Genomic DNA, 12,288 nt, shown 5'->3' on the forward strand with positions numbered 1-12,288 from the left:
CAAGCAAAAATGGACTTTATTGAGTATGATGGAACATTAGATTTCTTTGCTAAACCTCGTAATAATACCCAAAAGTCAAACCAAAAATTTATGCCTGATGAGGCTAAAAAAATGGCAAAAAAAAGACCCATTATTGAAACGGTTATTGGACTTCAAAAGGGTGTTTTAGACTTAGAACATACTCGCCATAGGTCGGCTTTAAATGCTTTTACTCATATGTTGGCGGCTATGTGTGCCTACTCTTTTTATCAAAGAAAACCAAAAGTTTCTATTCAGACTCATAAAGCTTTGAAGCAATATAATGGATTGATAGCCGCTTGAAATCTGAAAAGTTCACGTTGTTGTTAGTTATTATTGGAAGTTATCTGATATATTATCGGCAGCGTGTCAATAAAAATCAATTGACCCGACAATTACTTTTTGAACAAAAAGAAGCAGAACGTTTAGCTACTTTGAATGAACTAAAAACTCGCTTTTTTACCAATATTTCTCATGAATTCCGTACTCCGCTGACTTTGTTGGTAGGTCCAATTGATGATTTGCAAAAGAAATATCCTCAAGAAAATATCATTGCCCTTATGCAGAGAAATCTCAAAAGGCTACAAATTCTCATCAATCAGTTACTCGATTTGTCGAAATTGGAAGCAGGAGAAATGAAAGCTTCCTTACAAGATGTCAATTTATCGCTTTTTTTCGAGCATATTTTTGCCTCTTTTGAATCGTTAGCCCAATCAAAATTTATTATTTTCAATCATTCTCAAAGTCATTTACATCAATTAGGAAGGTTTGACCTTGATAAATTAGAAAAAATAATAATCAATTTATTGTCTAATGCTTTCAAATTTACGCCCAAGAATGGTCGTATCATTGTGAGAGTAGATTATAAAGTAATTGGTGAAATTGGGCAACTTTTTATCCGTGTTCAAGACTTTGGAATGGGTATTCCAACAGAAAGATTACCACATATTTTTGACCGTTTTTACCAAGTTGACGACAGTAATCAACGTCAACACGATGGTACAGGAATAGGTTTGGCATTGGTGAAAGAATTAATCAATTTACTTGATGGCGAAATACAAGTCAGTAGTCGTTTAGGTGAAGGCACAACATTTGAATTAGCATTGCCTTTTGTGGCAACAAAAATGATTGAAAATGAATTGGAAAAAACAAATTCTAAGACCGCAACTATTTTTGAGACAGAGTTTACTAATAAATCAATACAAAGAAAAATCATAGAAACTGATGGGCAAAATATCATGCTTATCATAGAAGACAATGCCGACTTACGTAATTATATTGGAAGTTTTTTTGAGTCTAAATATCAGTTAATAATGGCAGTTGATGGAGTAGAAGGTTTGCGAAAAGCTATTGAATATATCCCTGACATAGTGATTTGTGATTTAATGATGCCGAATTTAGATGGCTTGGAGTTCTGTGAAAAACTGAAAAATGATGAGAGAATAAATCATATTCCAGTGATTATGCTCACGGCAAAAGCTACTTTGGCAGATAAATTGGTAGGTTTGGGAAAAGGAGCAGATGATTATTTATCAAAACCTTTTAATCGTGAAGAATTGACTGTTAGAGTTAATAATTTGGTGACTCAGCGACAATTAATGAGAGAGAAGTTTACGCTCCTTGCTTCAGATAATACTCAAGTTGAAAAGATAATAAAAGAGTTGACGATAGATGATTTGTTTATCCAAAAAGCGAAAAATATTATTGATAAATATCTCGATAAAAGTGAGTTTGATGTTGACACTTTTGCCAATGAAATGACTCTTTCGAGTGTGCAATTACGAAGAAAATTAAAAGCAATTACCAACCAAACAGTAACAGAATTTGTTAGAAATTATCGTTTAGAAATTGCGGCTGATAAACTTCAAAAAGGTTTCGGTAGTGTTTCAGAAATTGCCTATCAAGTTGGTTTTGATAGTTTGCCATATTTTTCAAAAGTATTTTTGGAACGATACGGAAAAACGCCTTCTGATTGGAAGTGATTACCCAAAAATACTCAGCAACCAACAAATGTTATTTTTGAGTAAAAAGCAGGCATTTCTATAAGATGCCTGCTTTTTTATTGCCCTTTGTTTCATAAGAAATTTCAAACTCCTTCGCTTTTTGAGTATTATTGTGAAACGTAATTTTTCCTTAAATGAAAATTTTAATTGCTCCAGATAAATTTAAAGACGCCCTCAGTGCGGGAGATATTTGTACTTGCCTTGAAAAAGGAATTTTAACAACTTTCCCCGAAGCAAAATGTATTTTATTACCTCTTGCCGACGGTGGAGAAGGCACTTTAGAAAGTCTCAATACCAATCTGAAAGGAGAATTTATCAAGGTTGAAACCTTCGACCCACTTCAAAGAGCAATTTCAGCAACCTATCTTTTTGTCGAAAAAACAAAAACGGCAATCATAGAAATGGCTCGTGCTTCGGGTATTGAATTGTTGTTGTCACAAGAACGTAATTGCTTCAAAACCAGTAGCTACGGCACAGGTATTCTCATTAGTGATGCTATTCAGAAAGGAGCGAAAGAGATTACTTTAACTGTTGGAGGAACTGCCACTAACGATGCAGGAATGGGTATTGCTTCGGCTTTAGGATTCAATTTTTTAGATGAAGATGAACAGATTTTAGAACCAATCGGTGAAAATTTGATAAAAGTAAAAAAGGTTGAAACTGCTAATGTTTTAAGTGAATTATCGAGTATAAAATTCACGATTGCAACCGATGTTACCAATCCTTTTTATGGTGAAAGTGGGGCTGCTTATGTGTTTGCAAGACAAAAAGGAGCTGACGACGAAGGAATTAAATATTTAGATAAAGGACTAAAAAACTTTGCGGAGGTTTTAGAAAATCAATTCAAACAAAACCCGCAAAATTTGATTGGCAGTGGAGCAGGAGGAGGGGTTTCGGGTGGATTGTCGGTTTTACTGAATGCTAAAATTATCTCTGCTGCTTCATGGATTTTAGAAATCAACAATACGGAAGAACTCCTCAAAAACACTGATATTTTAATCACAGGAGAAGGAAAAGTCGATAGCCAAACATGGGATGGAAAACTGATTTCTCAACTTTTAGACAAAGCCAATCAAGCAAATGTACCTGTAATTATCATTTGCGGAACGCTACAAGATATTCCAACTGTTGCCAAACAAGAAGGTATTTTATACGCTACATCAATTTTAAATGCTCCGATTTCTTTGGAACAGGCTTTGAAAGAAACGCCTCAATTAGTGGAGAATCAGGGAGTGTTATTGGGAAGACTTTTGAGGAAAATACCCCGAGAGTTCTAAAACTTTCGAGGTATTTTTGAAATAATGGCTACTTTAACTAATCTTTTTTCTCAATTTTAGCGTCAGAAATTATTTCATCCGTTATCGCCTTCATCTTATCTCTGAAGGCAGGCATATATTTCGTCATCATAATTTGCATTGTTTCTTGCTGAATAGTGGGCTGACTTTCAATCATTTTCTGTCCAGTTGGTGTTTTGTAAAATGCCAATAAATCCTTTACTTCATTGTCGCTAAAATTTCTTTCATAGATACCTGTCATTTCATTTTCCATGAAGGATTTAGTCATTTCTCTACTTGCATCCATTACTTTCCGCATCATTGCATCCATTTTTTTTGTTTGTAGAGAATCCTTCATCACAGGATTTGATTTCATTTGATTTTTCATCATCGGAATTATTGCATCATAAGCTCCACTCATCATTTTTTCGATTTGCATCGACTTTAATAATTCTTTAATATTATCCTGTTTGCTCTGTGTAAAACCTACCAATGAATTGCTTAAAAGTATGGCGATTACTAAAAAAGTTTTTTTCATAACGATTTAAAAATTTGAATTGATTTGTGAAATGTGACTAAATTACGCTCGTAGTGACAGGGTTTTCCTCTCAAAACTCTTCACACAAACATATATTAATTCAATAACTTTACAAAATCAATATCATTTAGGTTTATTAAACGGTAATTTCGCCTTAGAAATCAATAAATACCCACAATGCAATCACCAAAATTTAAAATATATTCGTCTTCTGCTGGCTCTGGAAAAACCTACACCCTTGCGAAGGAATACATCAAATTAGCTTTAAAAACGACTTCTCCTTGGTATTTTAACCATATTTTGGCGGTGACTTTTACCAAAAAAGCATCACAAGAAATGAAGGAGCGTATCCTGAAATACCTCAAACAATTTGCCAGCACTGACCCTCAAGAAATTGAAGAATCGGAAGGTATTTTTCAGCAAATTTTAGCAGAATTAAAAGAAGAAGGAATCAATATTGATGAATGGACTTTGCGTGATAGAGCCAATAAAACCTTCAAGCACATTATCCATGAATATGCCAATTTCTCGGTTTCTACCATTGACTCTTTTGTGCAGAGAATTGTGGCAGCTTTTACCGAAGAATTGGGTTTTCCGTTCAATTTTGAGGTAAATCTTGATTCGGACGTTCTGTTGGATGGTGCGGTTGAGCAGTTATTTCAAAAAGTAAATACTGAAAATTTTGAGCAAATTACAGAAGCAATCCAAAGTTTTGCGATGGAAAAAGCCAATGATGGAAAATCATGGAATGGCTTGCCAAGTGAATTGGCGTCTTTTGGTAGAAGTCTTTTGTCTGACCAATTTCAGGCTTCAGTAGAATCTATTGCTGAATTGCAACCCGCTGATTTTCTACTGATTGAAAAGAATTTGAAGGAGTATTGCGAATACATTGAAACCAAAGTAAAAACGATTTCCAATGTAGCTTCGGAGGCAATCTATGACGCAAATTTGGATATTGATGATTTTTATTACTCGAAAAATGGCGTCGGAGCGTATTTCCAAAGATTACAATATCAAGATATTTTTTACAAAGCAAATTCTTATGTGAACAAAGCTTTAAATGAAAATATGTGGTATTCTAAAACGCAAAAGAAAGATATTGCTGCCAGAATTGACGGCATTGCGGACGAACTACGCCTTTATTTAGAAGAAATTGCTAAAATTCATGAAGCTGAAAAACCTAAATATGTCCTTTTTCAAGAAGTAACAAAACAACTTAAAAAATTGGCTTTATTGAGCCAATTAAAAAAGGAAATTGCTGATATACAGAATGATACGGGACAAATTCATATTTCGGAATTTAACCGTAAAATCTTGGAAATTGTGATGACTGAGCCAATTCCGTTTGTGTATGAGCGTTTGGGCGAAAAGTATAACCACATTTTGATTGACGAATTTCAAGATACTTCCACTTTACAATGGCATAATTTCTTGCCTTTGGTTGAAAATTCTTTAGCAAACGGACACTTTAATTTAGCCGTTGGCGATGCAAAACAGTCTATTTATCGGTTCAGAGGTGGTGAAATGGAATTGATTGTGCATTTACATAAAGAGGATTTGGAACAGTTGGTGGTTGGTCATGAAGACAATGATTTTTTGGTGGAACGTTACGCAAGTATTCGTCCGTATCTAAAACCCGAAAATCTCACAACCAATTATCGAAGTTCAAAAGAGATTATCAAATTCAATAATGATATTTTTCAGTTTATCAAAGAATCGCCTGATAATGAGTCTGTTGCTCCGATTTTGCCAAAGGTTTACGATGAACATTTTGCTCAAAAAATTCCGAATAATCCAAAGTCGGGTGGACACGTGGAAATTGACTTTTTGACAGGCGACGGAGAAGACGAATTAATGTTTAGCCGTATTTTGGAATTGATAGATGAAAGTTTGTCTGCGGGATATTCTTACGAAGATATTGCGGTACTTTGTCGCAAAAATCAGCACGCTCGTATTGTTGCCAATTCTTTAAAAGATGCAAATATTCAAGTTATTTCTTCCGATTCTTTGAATTTGAACTTTTCGGAGGCAGTAAATCTCACAATGGCTTTGATGAAAGTTATTCAAAATCCAGAAAATATCTTAGCCAAATACGAAGCTATTTATCTGTTCTATCGTGTTGTTTTACAGAAAATACCTAATACTGAAGATAATCAAATTATTAAGCAATCTATTGAAAATAATGATGTTAATGAGTTTTATAAATTGATTGAGAAACAAGGGTATTTGTTGAGTTCATTCAGGCTACAACAAATGGCGTTGTATGAAGTTGCCGAAAAAATTATCAATACTTTTCATCTTTTTGAACATCATAAGGAATTAGATTTTTTATTCAGATTTTTAGATGTGGTGCTTGATTTTCAGACGAAGAAAAGTACACACCTTACCGATTTTTTACAATTTTGGGAACAGAAAAAAAACGTACTTTCTATTTCTACGCCCGACGGACAAAATGCCGTAACTGTTACGAGTATTCATAAATCAAAAGGTTTGGAATATCCTGTGGTTATTATTCCGTATTGCGACTGGACGATGGATACGAATTTATATTCTGAGATTTGGGCAAATCTACCAATAGCAGATGAACTCAAACCCAATGTAGAAACGGCTCTTAAAACTGCTCCATTGCGAGTTTCCAATAAATTGGCAGAAACGCCAATTGCTCCACAATTTCATGCAGAAAAAGAAAAGACTTTTTTAGAAAGTTTAAATATGCTTTACGTTGCTTTGACCCGTCCAACCGACCGTCTGTATCTTATCGTCAAGCAAGATACCTTTAAATTTGACAAAACGGTTGGCAATCAATTGTATCGTTTTGTGGGTTGTCCGCCTATTGAAAAAGGGGAACGACATATCGAAATTATTAGTCAAGGAGAAAATAAACGCATCAGTAATAAACCCAAAAAGGTGGAGCAAGTTATTGAAATTGATGCGGTTATGAGTTCTGAAAGAAGTAATACAATTAAATTGAGACATTCAGCAGAACGTCTTTTTGATATTGAAACTTTTGAGAAAAGCCGTGATTATGGTAATAAAATCCACAATACTTTTGCCAAAATCAGAACCATCTCTGATGTTGATTTTGCCTTGCAAGAATCACTCAGAGAAGGTTTAATTGTTGATACTGAATTAGAAGATATTAAAGCAAGTATTCTGAAAATCATCAACTTGGAGAAAATTAAGCCCCTTTTTGAGGTTTCACAAGACTTGGTGAAAAATGAAAGAGAAATTTTAATGCCCAAAGGAAATCCACTGCGTCCAGACCGTGTGGTGAGATTAAAAGACCGAATCGTTATTTTAGATTATAAAACGGGTTCAAAATCTGATTCTCATAAAACGCAAGTTCGTCAATACATGAACATTTACCGAGATATGGGACATAAAAATGTAGAAGGTATTTTGGTGTATTTGGAGGGCGATGATGTTGTACCTGTTTTGGAGATTGGTAGCGGCGAATAGCATTCGCCATTTTGGTTTAATTTGGAGGGCTATGATGTTGTACCTGTTTTGTAGATTGGTAGTGGCGAATAGTATTCGCCATTTTGGTGTATTTGAAGGGCGATGATGTTGTACCTGTTTTGAAGATTGGTAGCGGCGAATAGCATTCGTCACTTTGGTTTATTTGGAGGGCGATGATGTTGTACCTGTTTTGTAGATTGGTAGTGGCGAATAGCATTCGCCATTTTGGTTTATTTGGAGGGCTATGATGTTGTGCCTGTTTTGTAGATTGGTAGTGGCGAATAGCATTCGTCATTTTGGTATTTCGGCGAATGCTATTTGCCACTACATTATTTTATAATCAAAAAGGCGATAGATTCTGAATCTATCGCCTTTTTGATTTAACGAAGTTAGCCTTCAAAACGCTGACTTCGTTGTTATCTATTAGCTTATTGGAAAAACCAATTTTCTAATAACTAATTTCTAATCACCACTTATTTCTTCTTTTTCTTTCCCGTTTCTTCTTGTTGAGCCTTTTGAGCTTCTTCAACCGCTTTCATTTGCTTCGAGATATATTCAGAGAAACGAGATTTCTTAACACCGCCTGCGGCAATTTTCTTACGATTTTCGTCCAAAATTGCTTTGATTTTATCTTCATCAACAAACTTACGAATACCAATTTGTTGTAAAATCGTTACAATGTTTGAAACGAAATAATAGAAACTCATACCTGCTGGTAAAGAGTTCATCACAAACATGAAAATAACAGGAGTAACATACGCCATTTTCTTCATGTCAATTGGTTGTCCTGTTTGGTCAGGCGTATTTTGGTTGTTATAATAACCATAAGCAATACTTGAAACCGTCATCAATAAAGTAAATAAACTGATATGATTTCCGTACAATGGAATGCTAAATGGTAAAGTAGCAATCGAGTCAAAAGTTGAAAGGTCATTTGCCCATAAAAACGACTCCTGACGTAAGTTAATTAAGTTCGGGAAGAGCATAAATACAGCCATCAAAACAGGCATGGTTGCTAAAACAGGAATACAACCACTCAATGGGCTCACACCAACTTCGCCGTACAATTTCATTTGAGCTTGTTGTTGTTTGGCTGCGTCGTCACCGATTTTCTCTTTAATTGCGTTTAATTCTGGTTGCAAAATTCTCATTTTTGCCATACTTACATACGACTTATATGTAAGAGGTAAAAGGGCAAATTTGATAATTAATACCAAAGCAATAATCAACAAACCGTAGTTAGAGAAAACAGTTTCTAAAATATTAAATAATGGAACGAAAATGTAACGAGTAATTGGTAAGAAAATATCATAACTCAATTTTACGTTTTTCCCAAAACCAGGAGCAACGTTTTTGATGATGTTATAATCATTTGGACCAAAATACCATTGAAAATTCCCTTTACCTGCTTTTAAACCCGCTAAATCCAAATCCATATTAGCACGGAGCGTTTTAATATTTACAGAATCTTGCTCGTTAGCAGTTCCGAATATCTGTGCTTTTAGTATTGGCTCATTTTTAGTAATAAAACTCGACAAGAAGTATTTTTTCTTGAAAGCAACCCATTTCAATGGTTGGTCTAAAGTAGCATCTTTTGCTCCTGTTGGCGTTTCAGCAAGTTGGTCGAAATTTTCACCGTCATTTAATAAATAATTGACCGTTGCTTTACGGTTTTCGTTCAAATCTTTTTCAGTTGGACGAACATTTTCTAACCAATTCAACTTAACAGATTCATTTTTCAAGATTCCGTTTAAGCCTGTTAATTTCAAATCGTTATCCAATAAAAAACCTGAACCTGCTAATGAATATGATTGTTCAACAGATTGTCCGTTTGCTAATTGCAAAGTAAAAACCACTTTTTCTGTTTTACCTTCTGCCACTGTTCCGCCAACTGATGAAGTGTTGAAGTATAATTTATTCAAATCAACATTTCCTTTAGTCGTTGGTAATTCAAGGGAAATTTTATCAAAAGCTTCATCAAAAATTACTAAAGGGTCATTTTTTTGTTCTGCAAATGTGTTGTAAGTTTTATAGTTTTTCAACAAAACCTGCTTTACACGTCCACCCTGTGTTGAGAAAGTAACTTTTATATCTTTATTCTCTAATACAACATCTTTTGGTGTTCCAATTGCTGCCGATGCAAAATCTCCTGCGGCAGATTTTAAGGCATTTGAATCTGGGGTTGCTACTTTTTGAGGAGTGGCAGAAGCTTGAGTCGTTTTGGCTTTGTCTTGTGGTTTCTCTGGTTCAATCTTTGGAGCAAAGAAAAATTGATAACCCAGCAACATTGCCATTATCAATACTAACCCCGTGACTTGATTTCTATCCATCATTGTTTTAAAAGTATTAAGTTTTGATGATTGATTTGTTGATTCAATCATTCAAAAAAGAATTTTATCGGTTAATTAGTTCAAAAATTATGAAAACCGTTAAAGCGATGAGCTTTAGTTCTGCAAAATTACTAAGACTTATTCGTTATTTGGCAATGCTTTCGGTTTAAATGTGATTAGTGGTAGATAGTATGTAGCTGAAAGGCGAATTTTCTGAGATTTTAACCGTGTCATTTTTTTTCTTTGAAATTCTTTTTATTTTAGCATTAATTCTCTTTGAAGTATGTAAAGGAATAAATTATTTGACATTATGTTTGGCGTATAGCATACGCTAAAATTATCAAAACATTTGCGTATGCTATACGCCACTACAAATCAATGACATTAATATTATGAAATAATTTATTCTCGGTACTTACTTCCGATTCTCTTTAATAACTTCCTAAGTAGCTTTTGTAATTATTTACTCAAAATGCTATGTCAAAATGAAAACAATTTTCAACCACTTCTTATTTATACTTTTACTGTCTTTCCTTTCCACATTTGTTCAAGCTCAAGATACTGCTTATCAGTGCATTTACGAACCTGATGCACAAACACAAGAAATAGCACGACAAGTTTTGGCTAAAATGAATTCTTTGAAAGGACAAAATCAAGGAAATCAGACTTCACTCTTAACAGGAGTTGTTAAAATTCCACTCGTTGTTCATGTCATTGAGCCAAGTACAACTTCGAGCATTATTACTGATGCAGAAATAAATGCTATGGTGGCTAATTTGAATGCGGCATATCGTGCTACGGGAGCATTTGCGGGTAGCCAAGATGTTGAAATTGAGTTTGAATTGGCAAAACAAGACCCAACTTGCAATACCACAACGGGTATTACAAGATACGATGCTTCTGGAAATGCAACGTATGTATCAAAAGGGGTTTTTAATACTGGCGTATCGTGGGCAACTGTGCAAGGCTGGAGAACTTGGGCTAAGAATCTTTATGCCAATATCTGGATTGTTCATAAATTAGACAATGGTGCAGCAGGTGTTGGAGGACCAAGCGAAGGCTTTATTGTTTTGGCAAATTCTGTAAAAACACCTAATGAACAAGTTTCTCCACATGAAATTGCTCATTATTTTGGATTGGCTCACCCATTTCCAACAGATGCAACGCCCGGAACAAATGCCAGTTGTAATTGTGGTGATGGAGATGGTTTGACGGATACGCCTAATTTAACGGCATATTCAATTGGGTCAATTTGTCCACACGAATGGTCATGTTCAAGCACTACCATGAATAGTTTAAATCCATGCACAAATTTGGCTTATGGGAATATTCAGAAAAATATTATGAATTATCTGAATAATACCTGCGGAACTCAATTTACGGCAAATCAAAAAACGTTTATGAGAAACTTTATTGAGTCTTATCATTCAGTATTATTGACTTCGCCTGTACTGCAAACTACTCCGAGTACACCAATTGCAACTATCTCAGCAACGCCAACCTTTTGTACATCAACCGCTTTTCCTAATTTCTCAGCCATGTGTTTGTGTAGTTCTGTTCAAACCATGACAATCAACGGAAATGTGGTAACAAGTTATGGTTTAAAACCCGTATTAAGTGCTGGTCAGCAATCTACTTGGACGTATGGACTAACTTGTGCCAATGGCTTAACCGATACAAAAACCGTACTTTTTTATAATCCCGGAGTTACTAATATTATAACGGCTTGTGGTACGGGTGGTGTTTATAGTTTAACTTTTAATAATCCGAATAATTTTATGGTAACAAGTTCATCGGGAACGGTTGTCGGAAACAGTGTCATTAATGTACCAAATGGAACAAATGTAGTCTTAACAGTAAGTGATGCCAACGGTTGTGGAAATAATCAGCAGACAGTCATAAGTCCGTGTTGTTCTTTAGGGGCAAATTCTCCTGTTGCTTGTACCCCAACGGCAACAAATGGATTGAGTAATTATTTTGGAATTGCGAGTTTTGCTTTCAACGGTACACCTGCTATTAATGCAACATCGTCAAGTTCACAATCAGACGGGAAAAACTATGTTGATAATTCGTGTCTTAGTCAAACCAATGTCATTGCAGGAAATACTTATACATTGACAGTGGGTGGACATTATACAAATGCTCATAAAGTCAAAGTTTATATTGATTATAATAACAACGGATTATTTACGGAGGCTGATGAAATTGTCTTGTCAGGAACAACAAGCGGTTCAACAGGCGGAAATATATATTCTGGAACAATCACCATTCCTAATACCGCAGTAGCAAATACATTACTGAGAGTGAGAGTTTTAGCAGACCCTTCTTCGTCTTCCAATTCTTGTACAATTGTTGGGCAAACTGGATATGGTTCAGGGCAAATTGAAGATTATGCTCTTTCAATAACAAATAATTGCACAATGTATTCGGTTAAATCAGGAAATTGGGATGATGCCACCGTTTGGTCATGTGCCAGAATTCCAACTAATTCAGATATTGTTACTATTACTGCTGGACATACTGTTAATGTGCCTTCTGCCTTAATTGCTCATGCAAAAGATGTAAAAGCCTATGGAGTTTTGACAGTTCAACAAACAGGATTATTGAAATTGATAACGCCATAAATGAAATCAGTAAATTTTGAAGATTATTTTCTTCTAAATAAA

Annotated in this window: 8 protein-coding genes; 5 read left to right on the forward strand and 3 right to left on the reverse strand. The window is 34.8% G+C overall.

Annotation, left to right across the window (positions count from 1 at the left end; all coding sequences use genetic code 11):
• The 3 genes from LV89_RS10160 to LV89_RS10170 all read left to right on the forward strand — a co-directional run.
• Positions 1-321 (forward strand): transposase (locus LV89_RS10160; RefSeq protein ID WP_310588776.1); only part of this gene is annotated, 321 nt, incomplete at its 5' end.
• A gap of 80 nt (positions 322-401) precedes the next feature.
• The gene (locus tag LV89_RS10165; RefSeq protein WP_146199132.1) at positions 402-2,000 is read left to right on the forward strand and encodes a hybrid sensor histidine kinase/response regulator transcription factor; all 1,599 of its coding nucleotides are present in this window, start codon (positions 402-404) and stop codon (positions 1,998-2,000) included.
• Positions 2,001-2,155: 155 nt separating this feature from the next.
• Positions 2,156-3,298, forward strand: coding sequence for a glycerate kinase (locus tag LV89_RS10170; protein WP_109742787.1), 1,143 nt, complete (start codon positions 2,156-2,158; stop codon positions 3,296-3,298).
• A gap of 37 nt (positions 3,299-3,335) precedes the next feature.
• Here the strand turns inward: LV89_RS10170 and LV89_RS10175 are convergent, their stop codons facing one another.
• Positions 3,336-3,833, reverse strand: a complete 498-nt coding sequence (locus LV89_RS10175) for a DUF2059 domain-containing protein (RefSeq protein ID WP_109742788.1) — start codon at positions 3,831-3,833, stop codon at positions 3,336-3,338.
• 177 nt (positions 3,834-4,010) lie between these two features.
• Here LV89_RS10175 and LV89_RS10180 point away from each other — a divergent pair, with 177 nt between their 5' ends.
• Positions 4,011-7,292: a UvrD-helicase domain-containing protein gene (locus LV89_RS10180; RefSeq protein WP_109742789.1), complete on the forward strand. Its 3,282-nt coding sequence runs from the start codon at positions 4,011-4,013 to the stop codon at positions 7,290-7,292.
• Positions 7,293-7,308: 16 nt separating this feature from the next.
• Here LV89_RS10180 and LV89_RS24900 read toward each other — a convergent pair whose 3' ends face one another.
• Positions 7,309-7,617, reverse strand: a complete 309-nt coding sequence (locus tag LV89_RS24900) for a hypothetical protein (RefSeq protein WP_146199133.1) — start codon at positions 7,615-7,617, stop codon at positions 7,309-7,311.
• Positions 7,618-7,765: 148 nt separating this feature from the next.
• Positions 7,766-9,673, reverse strand: a complete 1,908-nt coding sequence (yidC, locus tag LV89_RS10185; RefSeq protein ID WP_229201499.1) for a membrane protein insertase YidC — start codon at positions 9,671-9,673, stop codon at positions 7,766-7,768.
• A gap of 434 nt (positions 9,674-10,107) precedes the next feature.
• Here yidC and LV89_RS10190 point away from each other — a divergent pair, with 434 nt between their 5' ends.
• Positions 10,108-12,246 carry a GEVED domain-containing protein gene (locus LV89_RS10190; protein ID WP_109742790.1) on the forward strand — a complete coding sequence of 713 codons (2,139 nt, stop codon included), beginning with the start codon at positions 10,108-10,110 and terminating at the stop codon, positions 12,244-12,246.
• Positions 12,247-12,288: the final 42 nt, after the last annotated feature.

This window comes from Arcicella aurantiaca (assembly GCF_003148625.1).
Classification (GTDB): Bacteria; Bacteroidota; Bacteroidia; order Cytophagales; family Spirosomataceae; genus Arcicella; species Arcicella aurantiaca.